The 16,556-nt window shown below is 69.9% G+C and carries 16 protein-coding genes; 5 read left to right on the top strand and 11 right to left on the bottom strand.

Translation table 11 applies throughout. The features are described from left to right. The first annotated feature begins 17 nt into the window (after positions 1–17). Positions 18–1,106, top strand: coding sequence for a Rossmann-fold NAD(P)-binding domain-containing protein (locus ACYVLJ_RS05550; RefSeq protein WP_460437952.1), 1,089 nt, complete (start codon positions 18–20; stop codon positions 1,104–1,106). Here the strand turns inward: ACYVLJ_RS05550 and ACYVLJ_RS05545 are convergent. The 3 genes from ACYVLJ_RS05545 to nhaA all read right to left on the bottom strand — a co-directional run bounded on the left by ACYVLJ_RS05545 (position 1,099) and on the right by nhaA (position 3,817). After that, on the bottom strand, positions 1,099–2,019 hold the full coding sequence (locus tag ACYVLJ_RS05545) for an alpha/beta fold hydrolase (protein ID WP_451969354.1): 921 nt from the start codon (positions 2,017–2,019) through the stop codon (positions 1,099–1,101). The two genes, ACYVLJ_RS05550 and ACYVLJ_RS05545, sit on opposite strands and share 8 nt — an antisense overlap. Positions 2,020–2,024: 5 nt before the next feature. Beyond that, positions 2,025–2,519, bottom strand: a complete 495-nt coding sequence (locus ACYVLJ_RS05540; RefSeq protein WP_451969352.1) for a phage holin family protein — start codon at positions 2,517–2,519, stop codon at positions 2,025–2,027. Between the two features lie 98 nt (positions 2,520–2,617). Continuing rightward, the gene (gene nhaA, locus ACYVLJ_RS05535; protein ID WP_460437951.1) at positions 2,618–3,817 is read right to left on the bottom strand and encodes a Na+/H+ antiporter NhaA; all 1,200 of its coding nucleotides are present in this window, start codon (positions 3,815–3,817) and stop codon (positions 2,618–2,620) included. Between the two features lie 188 nt (positions 3,818–4,005). Here nhaA and ACYVLJ_RS05530 point away from each other — a divergent pair, with 188 nt between their 5' ends. Further along, complete coding sequence (locus ACYVLJ_RS05530) at positions 4,006–5,463, top strand: peptide MFS transporter (protein WP_460437950.1); 1,458 nt, start codon at positions 4,006–4,008, stop codon at positions 5,461–5,463. 27 nt (positions 5,464–5,490) lie between these two features. Here the strand turns inward: ACYVLJ_RS05530 and ACYVLJ_RS05525 are convergent, their stop codons facing one another. Then, the gene (locus ACYVLJ_RS05525; protein WP_451969348.1) at positions 5,491–6,219 is read right to left on the bottom strand and encodes a VIT1/CCC1 transporter family protein; all 729 of its coding nucleotides are present in this window, start codon (positions 6,217–6,219) and stop codon (positions 5,491–5,493) included. Positions 6,220–6,349: 130 nt separating this feature from the next. Here ACYVLJ_RS05525 and ACYVLJ_RS05520 point away from each other — a divergent pair, with 130 nt between their 5' ends. Beyond that, entirely contained in the window at positions 6,350–6,691 is a 342-nt protein-coding gene (locus ACYVLJ_RS05520) for a cupin domain-containing protein (protein ID WP_451969347.1), read from the top strand. A 99-nt stretch (positions 6,692–6,790) separates the two neighbouring features. Here ACYVLJ_RS05520 and ACYVLJ_RS05515 read toward each other — a convergent pair whose 3' ends face one another. The 3 genes from ACYVLJ_RS05515 to ACYVLJ_RS05505 form a co-directional block, all read right to left on the bottom strand. Further along, positions 6,791–7,267, bottom strand: a complete 477-nt coding sequence (locus ACYVLJ_RS05515) for a DUF6319 family protein (RefSeq protein ID WP_451969345.1) — start codon at positions 7,265–7,267, stop codon at positions 6,791–6,793. 141 nt (positions 7,268–7,408) lie between these two features. After that, positions 7,409–9,391 carry an acetate--CoA ligase gene (acs, locus tag ACYVLJ_RS05510; RefSeq protein ID WP_451969344.1) on the bottom strand — a complete coding sequence of 661 codons (1,983 nt, stop codon included), beginning with the start codon at positions 9,389–9,391 and terminating at the stop codon, positions 7,409–7,411. Between the two features lie 100 nt (positions 9,392–9,491). Beyond that, a complete protein-coding gene (locus tag ACYVLJ_RS05505) occupies positions 9,492–10,094 on the bottom strand; it encodes a GNAT family N-acetyltransferase (RefSeq protein WP_460437949.1) in 603 nt (200 codons plus the stop codon). 112 nt (positions 10,095–10,206) lie between these two features. Here ACYVLJ_RS05505 and ACYVLJ_RS05500 point away from each other — a divergent pair, with 112 nt between their 5' ends. After that, positions 10,207–10,704 (top strand): phosphoribosyltransferase, encoded by a 498-nt coding sequence (locus tag ACYVLJ_RS05500; RefSeq protein ID WP_451969340.1) that lies wholly within the window; start codon positions 10,207–10,209, stop codon positions 10,702–10,704. Then, positions 10,697–11,419 (top strand): Fic family protein, encoded by a 723-nt coding sequence (locus tag ACYVLJ_RS05495; protein ID WP_460437948.1) that lies wholly within the window; start codon positions 10,697–10,699, stop codon positions 11,417–11,419. Before ACYVLJ_RS05500 ends, ACYVLJ_RS05495 begins: the two co-directional genes overlap by 8 nt. Here the strand turns inward: ACYVLJ_RS05495 and nicT are convergent. From nicT to ACYVLJ_RS05475, 4 genes are all read right to left on the bottom strand, one after another. Beyond that, a complete protein-coding gene (nicT, locus tag ACYVLJ_RS05490; RefSeq protein WP_460437947.1) occupies positions 11,416–12,507 on the bottom strand; it encodes a HoxN/HupN/NixA family nickel/cobalt transporter in 1,092 nt (363 codons plus the stop codon). The two genes, ACYVLJ_RS05495 and nicT, sit on opposite strands and share 4 nt — an antisense overlap. A gap of 122 nt (positions 12,508–12,629) precedes the next feature. Next, complete coding sequence (locus ACYVLJ_RS05485; RefSeq protein ID WP_451969335.1) at positions 12,630–13,559, bottom strand: N-acetylmuramic acid 6-phosphate etherase; 930 nt, start codon at positions 13,557–13,559, stop codon at positions 12,630–12,632. A 23-nt stretch (positions 13,560–13,582) separates the two neighbouring features. Further along, on the bottom strand, positions 13,583–14,557 hold the full coding sequence (locus tag ACYVLJ_RS05480) for a MurR/RpiR family transcriptional regulator (protein ID WP_451969333.1): 975 nt from the start codon (positions 14,555–14,557) through the stop codon (positions 13,583–13,585). Positions 14,558–14,795: 238 nt separating this feature from the next. Next, positions 14,796–16,514, bottom strand: coding sequence for a serine hydrolase domain-containing protein (locus ACYVLJ_RS05475; RefSeq protein WP_460438016.1), 1,719 nt, complete (start codon positions 16,512–16,514; stop codon positions 14,796–14,798). Between the last annotated feature and the right edge of the window lie 42 nt (positions 16,515–16,556).

Here is a 16,556-nt window from a genome sequence, read left to right as displayed (position 1 = left end):
ACGACTCTGGAGGGCACATGCGAAACGTTCTGATCTCGGGGGCCGGCGTCGCCGGCGGCACCTTGGCGTGGTTCCTGGCGCGCGACGGGTGGACCGTGACGGTGGTGGAGCGCGCGCCCGGCCCGCGCACCGGCGGCCAGGCGATCGACGTGCGGGGCGCCGCGCTCGACGTCGTCGACGCGATGGGCCTCGGCGACCGGATGCGCGCGGTGCGCACCCGGATGCGCGGGATGTCCATGGTGGACGGTGCCGGGCAGGAGCTGTTCCGGACCGAGGAGTTCACCTACAGCAGCGGCCGGCTCGACAGCGACGACTTCGAGCTGCTGCGCGACGACGCCGTCGCGATCCTGCACGAGGCAACCGACGTCGAATACGTCTTCGGCGACGCGATCAAGGCCCTGACCGACGGGCCGGACGGCGTGCGCGTGGCGTTCGAGCACGGCGACGCCCGGACGTTCGACCTGGTCGTGGGCGCGGACGGGCTGCACTCGGCCGTGCGGCGGCTGACCTTCGGGCCGGAGGAGGAGTTCGCCCGCCACCTCGGCCAGTACCTGGCGATCTTCCCGGCGCCGAACTCCCTGGGCCTCGAAGACTGGCAGGTCTGGTTCCAGCACGAGGAAACCGGCGGCGCGGTCTACCCGGTGCGGGACAACACCGAACTGCGCGTCACCCTCGGCTTCGGCTCGGAGCCGTTGCCCCCGCTGACCGTCCCGGAGCAGAAGCGGCTGGTCGCCGAGCGGCTGGCCGGGGTCGGCTGGGAGGTGCCGAAGCTGCTGGAAGCCATGGCCACCGCGGACGTCTTCTACTTCGACGCGATGGCGCAGATCCACCTGGACCGCTGGTCGGCGGGCCGGGTCGTGCTGCTCGGCGACGCCGCCTACTGCGCTTCGGCGTTGTCGGGCCAGGGGACGAGCCTCGCGCTCGTCGGCGCGTATGTCCTCGCGCAGGAGCTGGGCCGCGCGGACCACGAAACGGCCTTCGCGGCTTACGAGCGCCGGATGCGGCCGTTCGCCGAGCTCAACCAGGCCCTGGCTACCGAGAACCCGACGGGCGGGCCGGCGGAGGAGTCGATCGAGCGGGCGAAGAACGCCATCGACCTCAGTTGAGGAAGTCGATCAGGGCCGCCGACGTGCGGTCCGGGGCTTCGAGGTGCGGGAAGTGCCCGACGCCCGGCCAAAGGGCCGGCTCGGTGTGCGGGCCCGCCCAGCGCACCGACGCGGTCGCGGTCTCGGGGAGGATGCAGGGGTCGTCGGCGCCGTGCAGCTGCAGCGTCGGCGCCGCGATCCGGCTGCCGACGGCGTCGGTGAAGCGACGGCCTTCGCCGCGGAACTGCGCGCGGAACGCCCAGCGGTAGTACTCCAGCGCGCTGTGCGCGACCCCCGGCACGAGCATCGCCCGCCGGAACGCCTCGACGCTGCCGGAGAAGTCCGAAGTGGACCGCCAGCGGCTCCCGGCCCAGCCGCCGAAGAGGTCGGCGACGGCCTGGGCGTCGTCCTTCACCAGCCACTTCTCCGGCGCCATCGGCACCTGGAAGCGGAAGAGGTGCCCGGCCGCCCGGCCCTGCCCGCGCCACGGGCGGGCCGCGCCCGAGCGCAGGGCGAGGGGGTGGGCGGCGCCGATCGCCGTCACCGACGAGACGAGCCGGGGGTGCAGCGACGCGACCGTCCAGGCGAGCATGCCGCCCCAGGCGTGCCCGACGAGGTGCGCGCGTCGCGCCCCGAGGGACTTGACCAGGCCCCCGACGTCGCCCGCGAGGGTCCAGGCGTCGTAGCCGCGGGGTGGCTTGTCCGAGTCGCCGTAGCCGCGCAGGTCGACGGCGACCGCGCGGAACCCCGCTTCGGCCAGCGCACGCAGCTGGTGGTGCCAGGTCCACCAGAACTCGGCGAACCCGTGCAGCAGCACCACGACCGGGCCGTCACCGAGCTCGGCGACGTGCAGCCGGATGCCGTTCGCGGACACGTCGCGGTGGACCCACGGGCCGTCGAGGCGGACGCTCGACGGGTCGGGGGACGCGGGCAACGAACTCAGTCGCGCGTAGTGGTCAAGTCGGCTTCAGGCGCCTTCTGCGGCTTCAGCGCGGCGGCGGTCTCCTTGACGCTGGCGATGGTCCGCTCGGGCGCCTTGAACTTCTTCACCTTGCGGTAGCCCAGGAACCCGGCCACGCCCGCGACCAGCAGCATCAGGACGAACACGATGCCGAACGCGATCCAGCGGTAGCGCACCCACTCGGCGAGCCCCTCGGCGGCGAAGAAGAACAGGAAGAACGTGCTGTACAGGAAGACCGTCAGCGCGATCAGGAAGTAGACGGCCCCCTTGAGGCCCTTCTTCACTTCGCCGACCAGCTCGGACTTCGCGAGCTCCATCTCGGCCCGGACGAGGGTCGAGATGTGCTGGGTCGCGTCGCCGACGAGCCGGCCGATCGACTGGTCGCCGGGGACGTCGGAGTCGGAGGACAGCGGGAGGTAAGGCACGGCCCCCACGCCGTCGGGGCCGGTGCGTTCGTGTTTGGGGCTGCTCACCGGGTCATCGTGCCATGTGTCCCGAAAGCGGGCGCGGCGGAGTCACGGCGAGTCGCGTTTGGGGGTCCAGGGGGCTCGCCCCCGGCCGGGGTCCGGGGCTAGGCCCCGGAAGAGGGAGCGTCGGAGATTCGAGCGTGCACTTTGCTACGGCGGAGTAGCAGGGCCGCCGCCAGGAGGGACGCCGTCGCGGACGCGATCAACACCGCGGCCTTCGCCAGCTCGCTCGTCCCCTCGGGCAGCGCCAGCTCCGCGATCAACAGGCTGACGGTGAACCCGACCCCGCCGAGCACCGACAACGCGGCCATGTCGCGCCAGCCCATCCCGCGGGGCTTCTCCGCCAGCCGCAGCTTCACCGCGAGCATGCTGGCGCCGAGGATGCCGACGACCTTGCCACCGAGCAGGCCGGCCAGCACCGCGAGCGGCAACGCCGTCGTGAACACCGCGCCCAGCGCGTCGCCGTCGACCGAGATCCCGGCCGCGAACAGCGCGAACACCGGCACGGCGACCGCGGCCGACCACGGCTGGAGCCGGTGCTCGAGCCGCAGCGCGGGTGCCTCCGCCTCGCCTTCGTCGGCGCGGACGCGGGTGAGCAGGCCGAGCGCGACGCCGGCGATCGTCGCGTGGATGCCCGCCGAGTGCACCGCGACCCAGGTGACGAGCGCGAGCGGCACGTACAGCCACGGCGTCCGCACCCGGCGGTGCTGCAGGAACGCGTACAGCGCGAGCGCCACGACGGCCACCCCCACGGCGACCAGGTCGAAGCCGGTGGTGAACAGGATGGCGATGACGAGGATCGCGCCCAGGTCGTCCACCACGGCCAGGGACAGCAGGAACACCCGCGCGCTCGAGGGCAGGTTCGACGCGGTCAGGGCCAGCACGCCGAGTGCGAACGCGATGTCCGTGGCCACCGGGATCGCCCACGCGCGGTCGATGCCCGGCGTCCCCCAGCCGACGGCCAGCGCGACGAGCGCGGGCACGACCATGCCGCCGATCGCGGCCACGACCGGCAGGATCGCCTGCTTGAACCGGGACAGCTCGCCGATCACCAGCTCGCGTTTGAGCTCGAGGCCGGCCACGAAGAAGAACAGGGCGAGCAGCCCGTCCTTCGCCCAGTCGCCGACGGTCAGGTCGAGGTGCAGGAACTGCGGGCCGAGCCGGAAGTCGCGCAGCGCGTGGTAGCTGTCGCGCAGCGGGGAGTTGGCCCAGAGCAGGGCGACGGCGGTCGCGCCGAGCAGGATCAGCCCGCCGGTGGTCTCGGTGCGCAGGTAGCGCGCGAACTCGTTCAAAGGACGGGACACGGACGGCTCCTCGGGTCGCTGACAACCGTTGCCGACCAGACTTCCCGGCGCACCTTGACGCCATTTTAATGCCTGTTTGTCACGGACTGTTATGGCCGTCGCCACACGGGGTGCCGGTGGTGATTCACCGGCGAGCACTCATACCATGCCAAGCGACAACGAAGTCCGAGACAAAGGAAGACAGAGTTGTGAGCACCTCTACCGAGGTCCAGCAGGACACGAGGTTCTTCGGGCACCCACGAGGACTGGCGAACCTCTTCGGCGTCGAGATGTGGGAGCGCTTCTCCTTCTACGGGATGCTCGGCATCCTGCCGATCTACCTCTACTACAAGGCGGACCAGGGCGGCCTGGGCCTGAACCAGGACGCCGCGCTCGGCGTCGTCGGCGCCTACGGCGGGCTCGTGTACCTCTCCGCCGTCGTCGGCGCGTGGGTGGCCGACCGGCTGCTCGGCTCCGAACGGACGCTCTTCTACAGCGCCGTGCTGATCATGATCGGCCACATCAGCCTGGCCCTGCTGCCGGGCATGGCCGGGATCGGCGTCGGCCTCGTGTGCGTCGCGGTCGGCAGCGGCGGGCTGAAGTCCAACGCGACGGCGATCGTCGGCACGCTCTACGCCGAGGGCGACGAGCGGCGCGACGCCGGCTTCACGATCTTCTACATGGGCGTCAACCTCGGCGCGTTCGTCGGTCCGCTGCTGACCGGGCTCGCGCAGACCGAGGTCGGCTTCCACCTCGGCTTCGGCCTCGCCGCGATCGGCATGGCACTCGGCCTGATCCAGTACACGCTCGGCCGCAAGAACCTCGGCGAGAAGGCCAAGGAGGTGCCGAACCCGCTGCCGTCGTCCCGCCGCCTGCTGGCCGTCGGCGCGGCCGTCGTCCTGGTCGCCGCGATCGTCGCGCTGGTGCTCACCGGCGTCGTCAACCCGGACAACCTGGCCGACGTCGTCGTCTGGGTGGTCGGCATCATCTCGGTGATCTACTTCGTGGTCATCCTGAGCAGCCGCGAGATCACGTCGGACGAGCGCAGCCGCGTGTTCTCGTTCATCCCGATGTTCATCGCCAGCGCCGCGTTCTTCTCGCTGTACCAGCAGCAGTTCACGGTCGTCGCGGCCTACACCGACCAGCGGCTGAACCGGGACCTGTTCGGCTGGGAGATGCCGGTGTCCTGGGTCAACTCGATCAACCCGGTGTTCATCATCGTGTTCGCGCCGATCATCGCGGCGCTGTGGACGAAGCTCGGCGAGCGCCAGCCGTCGACGCCGGTCAAGTTCGTGCTCGGCACGGTGCTGATGGGCGTGGCGTTCCTGCTGTTCCTGCCGATGGTCGGCAGCGGCAAGAACGCGAGCCCGATGCTCGCGATGGTCGGCATCCTGTTCGTCTTCACGATCGCCGAACTGTGCCTCTCGCCCGTCGGGCTGTCCCTGTCGACGAAGCTCGCGCCCAAGGCCTTCCGGACGCAGATGGTCGCGCTGAACTTCCTGTCGATCTCGTTCGGCACGGCGATGTCGGGCAAGCTCGCCGAGTACTACTCGGTGGACGACGAGACGCCGTACTTCGGCACGGTCGGCGGCGTCGCGATCGTCATCGGCGTGCTCCTGCTGGTGGCGACGCCCTTCATCCGCAAGCTGATGAAGGGCGTCCACTGAGCTGGGTGGGCCCTCGGCGGGCGGCCGTCACCCGACGGTGACGCCGAAGAGCACCCCGACGAAGTACGTCACGACCATGGTGAGGGCGCCGACCCCGACGTTGCGCAGGATCGCGCGCCCCACCTGGGCGTCGCCGAGCCTGGCGCTGACGTAGCCCGTCAGCGTCAGGCCGACGACGACCGCGGCCGCGCAGGCCCACACGCGCAGGGAGACCCCGGCCCAGGCGATCGAGAGGATCGGCAGCAGCGCGCCGACCGAGAACGCGAGCAGCGACGCCCACGCCGCCTGCCACGGGCTGGTCAGGTTGTCCGGGTCGATCCCGAGCTCGGCCTCCGCGTGCGCCTGCAGGGCGTCCTTTTCGGTCAGTTCGCGGGCGACCCGGCCGGCGAGCTCGGGCGAAAGCCCTTTCTGCTCGTAGATCTCGGCGAGCTCGCGCTCCTCGGCCTCCGGCATCGTCTTGAGCTCGTGCTTTTCCAGCCGGAGCAAAGCCTGTTCGGTGTCGCGCTGGGTGCTCACCGAGACGTATTCACCACCGGCCATGGAAAAGGCGCCGGCGACGAGCCCGGCGATTCCGGCGGTCAGGATCGCGGTGCTTTCGGTGGTCGCGCCGGCGACGCCGACGACGATCCCGGCGACGGACACGATCCCGTCGTTCGCCCCGAGAACCCCGGCCCGCAGCCAGTTCAGCTTCCCGCCCACGTCCTCGTGCGGTTCGTGCGCGTGCTCCACGGCGTCACCGTCAATCGTTTCGGTCACGAGAACAGTGAAACACGAACGCAGAATCGTGGCGAGACTTGTTCTTTTTGTCAGGTACGCCTAATTAACGCGTGCCTTACCTAAGCCGTCCTGTGTGGACTCTCAGCCGCCATGGGTCATCATGGGCGGCATGGAGGAGCAGGATTGGCAGCCGCTGGTGGCGGTGGAGGGCCTCCCGCTGCGAGGCGGCGAGGGCCGGTACCGGCTGCTGGAGAAGGCCGAGCACGGCCTGGCGTACTTGATCCACTACCCGGCGGGGGTGGCCTCGCCGACGCACGCGCACGACCACGACTCGATCGTCTACGTGCTGTCCGGCCGCCTGCGGGGCGCGGTCGACGGCCTGGAGGCGGAAGCCGGCCCGGGTGACTCGGTGCTGCACCCGCGCGGGGTGGCCCACCACGTCGAGGCCCTGACGGACTCCATGTGGGTGGAGTTCAAGTCCCCGCTCCCGGCAAGACCCCCCATCGCCTGACCCCCGTGTCGACCCTTCAATCACGCGTGTCGACCTTCCGAACACGCGGAAACGCCCGGCCCCGCTCGAGGCGGGACCGGGCGTCTCCTGGAGTGAAGCTCAGGCGTCCAGCTCGGCGAGGGCCTGCTTGGCCTTCTCGAGCTCGGCCTCCAGCGCCGCGACCTTCGCCGCCTGCGCCTCGCGGGCCTGGTTGATCACCTCGTCGATCGGGCCCGACAGGTCCGCGTGCAGCTCCTTCGCCGCGCGCGAGACCGCCGCCGCCGGGATCTCGAGGCCCTTCGCGACCCACTTGGAGCCGTTCTTGAGCTCGGCCTGCCACTCGCCGTCGGCGGTGCCGGTGACGGTCAGGGTGAGCTCGACCGTGCGGGTCTTCTTCGCCGTCGACGCCGTCGCACCCTTCGGGCGGCCGCGCTTCGGCTTGGGAGCCTCCTCGGCGGCAGGCTCGGCAGAGCCTTCCGAAGAGGCCGGGGACGCGGACTCGGTGACGGCCGCCTCGGCGGTGGAAACCTCCGGAGCCGAAGCCGGAGCCTCGGCAGCAGCCGTTTCCTCGTCGTGCGTCAGGACATCCACGGTCATCGTCGTGTCGTCTCCTTGCCCGGGAAGGGGGTGTGGTTCGCGGCACAGCGTAGAACATGCGTTCGAGGCGTGCCACTCGGGGTGTCATGACAGAGCCCTCCCGGTGCGAAGCCGGAAGGGCCCTGACGGAAGAACGCTAGCTCACTCCTCGGACTTGCCCGACTGCAGGCCCGACGAGATCAGGTCCATCACCGACGAGTCGGCCAGCGTGGTGACGTCGCCGACCTGCCGGTTCTCCGCGACGTCACGCAGCAGGCGGCGCATGATCTTGCCCGAGCGCGTCTTCGGCAGCTCCGGCACGACCATGATCTGCCGCGGCTTCGCGATCGGCCCGATCTCCTTGGCGACGTGGTTGCGCAGCTCCTGGACGGCCTCGTCGCCGCCGTCGACGGCGTTGCCGCGGAGGATGACGAACGCGACGATGCCCTGCCCGGTCGTCGGGTCGGTCGCGCCGACGACCGCGGCCTCGGCCACCGTCGGGTGCGAGACCAGCGCGGACTCGACTTCGGTCGTCGAGATGCGGTGGCCGGACACGTTCATCACGTCGTCGACGCGGCCCAGCAGCCAGATGTCACCGTCGTTGTCGTACTTCGCGCCGTCGCCGGCGAAGTAGAAGCCCTGCTCCTTGAAGCGCGACCAGTAGGTGTCGCGGAAGCGCTCCTCGTCGCCCCAGACGCCCCGCAGCATCGACGGCCACGGCTTGTCGAGCACCAGGTACCCGCCGCCGCCGTGCGCGACCTCGGTGCCGGTGTCGTCGACGACCTTCGCGGAGATGCCCGGCAGTGCCTTCTGCGCGGAGCCCGGCTTGGTGGACGTGACGCCCGGCAGCGGCGAGATCATGATCGCGCCGGTTTCGGTCTGCCACCACGTGTCGACGATCGGAGCCTTGCCCGCGCCGATGTTTTCGCGGTACCAGATCCACGCCTCGGGGTTGATCGGCTCGCCGACCGAGCCCAGCACCCGCAGCGACGACAGGTCGTACTTCTCCGGGATTTCCGCGCCCCACTTCATGAACGTGCGGATCAGCGTCGGGGCGGTGTAGTAGAGGGAGACCTTGTACTTCTGGACGATCTCCCAGTGCCGGCCCTCGTGCGGGGTGTTCGGCGTGCCTTCGTAGACGACCTGCGTGACGCGGTTGGCGAGCGGGCCGTAGACGATGTAGCTGTGGCCGGTGATCCAGCCGATGTCGGCGGTGCACCAGTAGACGTCCTCGCCGGCCTTGTGGTCGAAGACGTTGTGGTGCGTGTACGCCGTCTGCGTCAGGTAACCGCCGGAGGTGTGCAGGATGCCCTTCGGCTTCCCGGTCGTCCCGGACGTGTAGAGGATGAACAGCGGGTGCTCGCTGTCGAAGGCTTCGGGAGTGTGCTCTTCGGACTGTCCGTCGACGAGCTCGTGCCACCAGAGGTCGCGGCCGTCGGTCCACGGGACGTCGCCCTCGAGCTTGTCGCCGGTGCGCTTGACGACGATGACCTTCTCGACGGTCTCGGCGCCTTCGAGCGCTTCGTCGACATTGGCCTTCATCGGCGCGGCCTTGCCGCGGCGGAACTGGCCGTCGGAGGTGATCACGATCTTCGCGGCGGCGTCGTCGACGCGGGCCCGCAGCGCCGTCGGCGAGAAGCCGCCGAAGACGACGTTGTGCAGCGCACCGATCCGCGCGCAGGCGAGCATCGCGAAGATGGCCTCGGGGACCATCTGCAGCTGGATCGCCACGACGTCGCCGGCGGTGACGCCCAGCGACGTGAGTGCGTTGGCGGCCTTGGAAACCTCGGTCTTCAGCTCGGCGTAGGTGATGTCCCGAGTGTCACCCGGCTCGCCGACCCAGTGGATCGCGACCTGCTCGCCGTGCCCGGCCTCGACGTGCCGGTCGACGCAGTTGTACGCGACGTTCAGCTTGCCGCCGACGAACCACTTCGCGAAGGGCGCATTGGTCCAGTCCAGTACCGTGGTCCACTTCGTGTCCCACGTCAGCCGCTCCGCCTGCTTCGCCCAGAACGCCTCGCGATCGGCGTCCGCCTCGGCGTAGAGCTCGGCCTTCGCATTGGCCTGGCCAGCGAATTCGTCACTGGGCGGGAACGTGCGGCTCTCGGTGAGCAGGTTGTCCAGGGCTGGGGACTGCTCGGTCATGGTTGCAAGGCCTCCTGTAGTGCGCCGAGACGACGGCTAGCGGCACGCTAGCGACGTTAGTCCGCCTTGTAAAAGGTTGCACCCACGTTGCCCTGTGGTTTCACCGAGGCAGGCGAGCCCCGGTGACTAAGCGTTCGTTCAGCCGCGCCTTCGCCGCGGGCCATTCCGGCGCCAGCATCGAATAGGTGACGGTGTCGCGCGACGAGCCGTCCGGCCGGATGCGGTGTGCGCGCAGCACGCCTTCGCGAAGCGCGCCGAGCCGTTCGATGGCGCGTTGCGAGCGGAGGTTCCGGATGTCCGTCTCCCACGAAACCCGTTGCGCGGCAAGGGTTTCGAACGCGTGGGTGAGCAGGAGCAGCTTCGACTCGGTGTTCAGCCCGGTGCGCTGCCAGTCGGTGCCGATCCACGTGTGCCCGATCGAGAGGATCCGGTGCTGCTCGACGACCTGGTAGTACGACGTCGTCCCGGCGACGCGGCCGGAGGGGACGTCGATCTGCGCGAACGCGCGGCGCGCGGGGTCGGCGAGGGCCTGCTCGACCATCCGCTCCGCCGCCGGGAGATCACCCGGCTGCCGGATGCTCAGCCACGCCCAGATGCCCGGGTCGGCGCCCGCCTCGAGCAGGCCCTTCGCGTGGTCGAGGCTCAGCGGTTCCAGCCGCACGTGCTCGCCGGCCAGGGTCGGGGTGGTGCTCCAGTCGCTCACATGATCACCGTAAGGCGCGCAGTGGCTGCTCCTGATAGCCAATTTCGGAGCATTTCCACAGGCCACTTCGGCGTTGCCTATGCTCGGCTGACCACGACGGAAGGCAGGATCGATGGCCGAAGAGCGCGAAGAGCTGAGCTGGGAACTGTTCGGCACGGCCAGCCGTGAGTTGGCTCACACCATCGCCGACGACGGCTTCGCGCCGGACCTGATCCTGTCCATCGCCCGCGGCGGCCTCTTCGTCGCCGGCGCGCTCGGCTACGCGCTCGACGTGAAGAACCTGCACGTGATGAACGTCGAGTTCTACACCGGCGTCGACCAGCGCCTCGACCTGCCGGTGATGCTGCCGCCGGTGCCCAACGTCGTCGACCTGACGAGCAAGAAGGTCCTGATCGCCGACGACGTCGCCGACACCGGCGCCACCCTCAAGCTGGTCCGCGACTTCTGCCTCGAGCACGTCGCCGAGGTGCGCTCGGCGGTCGTCTACGAAAAGCCGCATTCGACGGTGAAGTGCGAGTACGTCTGGCGGCACACCGACAAGTGGATCAACTTCCCGTGGTCGGTCCTGCCGCCCGTGGTCGCGCGCGCGGGCCAGGTGCTCGATGCCTGATCCGCTGAAGCCCCTGCTCGACCTCGAAGGCGTCGCGGCGGCCGCGAAGTCCGCGCAGGACGCCGTGTTCGCGGTCCACCGCCTCCCGGCGAACCTCCGCGGCGGCGCGGAGACGGCGGCGGAAGCGTCGGTGCGCGCCGCCCGCGCGTCGGCCGGGATCGAAGGCGCGAACCCGGAACTGCCCGCCGACGGCTCGGTCGCCGACCCGATCCTCGCCGGCGCCCTGCGCGTCGCGGAAACGCTGGAGTCGCTCCTCCCGACGTGGCGCCGCGCGCCGATGCAGGCGTTGGCGCGCCTGCACGTCCTGGCCGCGGCGGACCTCGTCGACGACCTGGACGCACTGGGGCGCCCGCGTTCCGGCGGCGGCCGGCTCGAGCTGCTCGCTCAGCTCGTGACCGGCTCGACTTCGGTGCCAGGCCCGGTCCTGACGGCCGTGGTGCACGGGGAACTGTTGGCGCTCAAGCCGTTCGGCAGCGCGGACGGCGTCGTGGCCCGCGCGGCGGCCCGGTTGACGATGATCGCGACGGGCCTGGACCCGAAGGCCTTGAGCGTGCCCGAAGTCGCGTTCTTCCGCCGCGTGCCGCGTTATCTCGAGGCCGCGGAAGGGTTCGCGAGCGGCGAACCCGAAGGCGTGCGCGCGTGGCTGCTCTTCTGCTGCGAAGCGTTCGAGGCAGGTGCGCGCGAGGCGAAGAGCATTTCGGACGCGGCGTCTTAAGCGGACAGCTTCGCCGACCACTTCTCTTCGATCCGCCCGAACCGCCACACCGCCAGCGCGACGACCCAGGTCAGCACGAACAGCCCGACGATCCCGAAGCCGACGTAGTCCAGGTCCACCGAAGCGATCGCGGCCAGCGGGCCGGACGTGATGTCCAGCTTCTCGGTGAGGATCGAGACCAGCTCGATGGTCCCGATCACCAGCGCCACCGCGACCGACAGGGCGGTCACCGTGATGTTGTAGAAGATCTTGCGCACGGGCTTGGCGAACGCCCAGCCGTAGGCGAAGTTCATGAAACAGCCGTCCACGGTGTCGAACAGGCTCATCCCGGCGGCGAACAGGATCGGCAGCACCAGGATCGCGTACCAGGGCAGGGCGAACGTGGCGGCGCCGGCGGCGAGCACGAGCAGGCCGATCTCGGTCGCGGTGTCGAAGCCCAGCCCGAACAGCACGCCGACGGGGTAGATGTGCCACGGCTTGCGCACGGCCTTCGTCGCGCCGCGCAGCAGCCGGTTCAGCACGCCGCGGTTGTCCAGCTGGCGCTCCAGGGCGGCCTCGTCGAACTCGCCGTGGCGCATCCGCCGGAAGACCCGCAGGATGCCGACCAGCACGACGAGGTTGAGGATCGCGATCACGTACAGGAACACGCCGGACACCGACGTGCCGATGAGGCCGGTGGTGTCGTGCAACGCCGAGGAGCCGTCCTCGACCTGCCCGGCCAGCGCGCGGACACCGAGCGACAGCAGCAGGCACAGCGCGAAGACGATCGTCGAGTGCCCGAGGGAGAACCAGAACCCGACCGAAAGCGGCCGCTGGCCGTCGGCCATCAGCTTCCGGGTGGTGTTGTCGATCGCCGCGATGTGGTCGGCGTCGAACGCGTGCCGCATGCCGAGCGTGAACGCCGTGACGCCGAGGCCGATCCCGAACACCCCGGACGTGCCCAGCGCGTAGTGCTTCGGAGCGACGAAGGCGGCGAGCACCACCCAGCCCACGACGTTGAGCAGCAGGATGAACCCGGCCATCCCGCCGACGGACACCCACTCGCGGCGCGAAAGCCCGCGCCGCGAGTCCTCCTTCGTCCCCGCCATCGCCACCCGCCTTCCCTCATCTGAGAGGTTAGACAGGTGAGCAGATGAAGAGCAATGCTGTGACAACCGAGGCTCCGCCTCGGGCCGGGGGCTCCGCCACCCGGAGCCCCCGAAAGACGGGGTCAGCTGGCGCGCACGCGCACCAAGTCCAGTGCCTTCCGGACATGCCCGCCGGACGTGTGCAGCGCCTTCGCGGCGCTCTTGACGTCCGTGCCCGAAAGCAGGTGCACCAGCGCCACCTTGAGGTCGCCCCCGGCCTCGGTGAGCGCGTCCGAGCAGTCCGCCATCGTCATGCCGGTGGCTTCCTGCAGGATCCGGATGGTCCGGCCGCGCAGCTTCGCGTTCGTGGCCCGCATGCTGACCATCAGGTTGGAGTACGTCCGGCCCAGCTTGATCATCGTCGCGGTGGAGAACGACGTCAGGATCATCTTCTGCGCCGTGCCCGCCTTCATCCGGGTCGAGCCGGCGATCGCCTCGGGGCCGGTGTCGACGGCGATGAGCACGTCGACGCCGGCGGGCTTCGCGGCCTTCGGGTTGCCCGACACCAGCCCGGTGCGGGCACCCTGGCGGGACGCCGCGAGCAGCGCGCCCAAGACGTACGGCGTCCTGCCCGACGCCGTCAGCCCCAGCACGAAGTCACCCGGCTGGACCATCGCGGCCATTTCGGCCGCACCCGCCCCGTCGTCGTCCTCCGCGTTTTCGACGGCGTGGCGCAGGGCCTGCTCGCCGCCGGCGTGATGCGCGATGAACCAGTCCGCCGGCACGTTGAACGTCGGCACCAGCTCGGCCGCGTCCAGCGTGGCCAGCCGCCCGGACGTGCCCGCCCCGACGTAGTGCACCCGCCCGCCGGACCGCAGGGCGTCCACCGCGTAGTCCACCGCGCGCGCCACCTGGGGCAGCACCGCGGCCACGGCACCGGCGACCGTGCGGTCCTCGGCGTTGATCGCGCCCAGGATCCCCGCGGTGGACATCAGGTCGATGTCCGTGGTGCGGGGATTGCGGGTCTCGGTCGGCGAATCGACGTGCACCGCCTGGGTGGGGACGGTCATCATGCGCCTCACATTTTCTCCGGTCATTACTTGCCGGTTTCCCGCGGACGGCGACGACCGTCCGGCCTGACCCCCAAGCGGTGCGAGCCGACCGCGTCCCTGGTGGCGTCCAGGGCGCTGACCGACGCGTCCATGTGCCGCTGGGCGACACCGATGAACAAGCAGTCGATGACGGTGAGCTGGGCGATGCGGCTCGCCGTGGCTCCCGAACGGAAGGTGGTTTCCCGGGCGGCCGTCGTCAGGACGTAGTCGGCGACCTCGGTGATCGGGGACCGCGGGAAGTTCGTCACGGCGATGGTGATCGCGCCGTGCTCGCGGGCCACCCGCAGCGCCTCGACGGTGTCGGTGGTCGCGCCGGTGTGCGAGACGCCGATCGCGACGTCACCGGGGCTCAGCACCGCGGCCGAGGTCAGCATGATGTGCGTGTCCGACCACGAGAAGCACACCCGGCCGATGCGGTGCAGCTTCTGCTGCAGGTCCGCGGCGACGAACGCGCTGGCGCCGACGCCGTAGACGTCCACGCGGCCGGCGTTCGCGACGACCTCGATCACGCGCTCCAGCGTGGCCACGTCGAGCTGGTCGGCCGTCTCCTCGACCGCCCGCGCGTCGGCGAAGCTGACCTTGCCGATCACGGCGGCCAGGTCGTCCTCCGGGCCGATCTCGCCGCCGAGGTTGCGCGTGGTCCGCGCCTCGGTGCGGGCGGTGTCCGCGGCCAGCGCGATGCGCAGCTGCGGGTACCCGCCGACGCCGACGGCCTTGCAGAACCGCGTCACCGTGGTCTCGCTCGTGTTGGCCGCCAAGGCCACTTCGGTGATGCTGCGTCTCGCGACCTGCGCGGGATCCTCCAGCACCACCTTCGCCACGCGCTGCTCGGCGCGGGCCAGGCCGGGGAGCAGGGACCGGATCCGGACCAGCGGGCTGGCGTCCGCGTCCCGCACGGCCGTCTGGACCGATACGGGCTCGGACGGTGCCGTGCCGACTACGGATTCGGTATCACTCACCGTCGGAAAGTTACTAACCGTTGGCATCTGCGACAAGGCTACCCACACCCTTCGGTCGGATCGCAACCCGTCCGTGTCTGCGGATCTGGATTTGCGATTAATCACTGACCAGAAAGTCGCCAACCAGGTCGGTCTTGTTAACGAGCTCAAGCTAACGACTTGGCAACTTAGTGTCGCGGTGCAAACGGCAAGCTGACGGTTAACTGCGGTGAAAAGTCAACAACGAGCGACCGGCAAGTCACCGAGCGCTCAATTGCCAACCCTCTGCGACGAATGCAGCGGGATTCCGTTCACCGTCGAGGAGTGATCGGCCGCTCTCGGTGACTTTCACACCGTCGACCGAAACTCCGCGGCCCGTGTAATTCGGGTCGGTGCTGTAACGCCACCGGAGGCTCACCGACGCGCCCTGCGGAAGCACGCCGGTCGCCTTCCACCAGGCACGGTGTCCGTGTCCGGAGAGCGACGTCCCATCTCCGGAGGGTGCGCCCGGGCCGGAAACCGAGAGCACGATCGGTTGCCAGTTCACCCCGTCGGTGGAGGCTTGCAGCTGTAATGGATCAGTGCTTCCTTCGGTGTCCACGAAGGCGAAAAAGGACACGCGTGCTTGATCACTTTGCGTAGTAAATGGTCGAGTACTCAACGTGGCCACGCTCGCGTTACCCAGCGTGCTCGTCCAGGCGTCTTTTCCGACGGCCGGCTGCACGGCCATGGCCCTGGCCAGCGAAGTCGCCCACACCTGGCGCGCGGTGTTGATCGAGCCCCAGTTCCGGCTCGGGTGCACGCGGTTGGTCAGCAGGATCGCGAACGACCGCGATTCGGGGTCGATGACCAGCGTCGTCCCGGTGAATCCGGTGTGCCCGGCGGTGACCGGCGAGGCGAGCGCGCCCATGTACCAGGGCTGGTCGAGCTCGAAGCCGAGGCCGTGCGAGTCGTCCGGGAACTGCTGGTTGTAGTTGGTCAGCATCTGCCGCACGGTCTCGGCGCCCAGGATCCGGTGCCCGCGGTAGGTGCCGCCGTTGAGGATCGTCTGGGCGAGCGCGGCCATGTCGTTCGCGGTGCTGAACACCCCCGCGTGCCCGGCGACGCCGCCGAGCGACCACGCGTTCTCGTCGTGGACGCTGCCGCGGACCATCCCCCGCGGCGGGTTCGTCTCGAACTCCGTCGCCGCGATCCGGTTCAGCTTCGACGCGGGCGGGTTGTACCCGGTGTCGACCATGCCCAGCGGCGCCGTGATCCGGTCGTGGACGACCTTGTCGAGGGTCTGCCCGGTCAGCTTCTCGACGATGAAGCCGAGGGTGAGCAGGTTGATGTCGGAGTAGAGGTAGGTCGTGCCCGGCTTGTTCTTCAACGGGCTGTCGAGCACCGCCTGCCGGCGTGAGGGGATGTCCGGGTAGCCCGCCCACAGCGAGGGGACCGGGTCGGCGTCGAACCCGGAGACGTGCGTGAGCAGCATCTTGACCGTGATGGCGGCCTTGGCGCCGGTCGCGAACTCCGGGAAGAACTTCGACACGGGCGTGTCGATGGTGAGCTGACCGCGTTCGACCAGCTGCAGCACGGCGATCGAGGTGAACAGCTTCGAGATCGACGCCATGTCGAAGATGGTGTCGTTCCGCATCGGGACCTGCTGGTCGGCGGGCAGTTCTGTGCCCGCCGCGTCGGCGTACCGCAGCGCGCCGCCGACGGCGTACCGGTCGACGACCACGCCGTCGTGGGCCAGCAGGCCGACCGCGCCGGAGAAGTGCGGGTGCCCGGTGGCGTCCGGTTTCGTCCAGCTCGCCAGGAAGTCCTCGGCGGCCTTGATCGGCGCCGGATCGAGGTTGACCTCCTGCGGCCGTCCGTCGCGCAGGGTCGTCCACGGCGCGGCGAAGCCCTGCTGCGGCCGGTCGAAGCGGCCCGCGTCGTCGTGGCGTCCGATGGCGCTGGCTCCCGAGGTCAAGGTGGTCAGAGCGACCAGCACTCCGGTGGCCGCGGCGATGACCTTCCTAGCACGCACGAGTTC

The organism is Amycolatopsis stemonae, from assembly GCF_054781455.1.
This window is presented reverse-complemented; position numbering and strand designations above follow the sequence as displayed.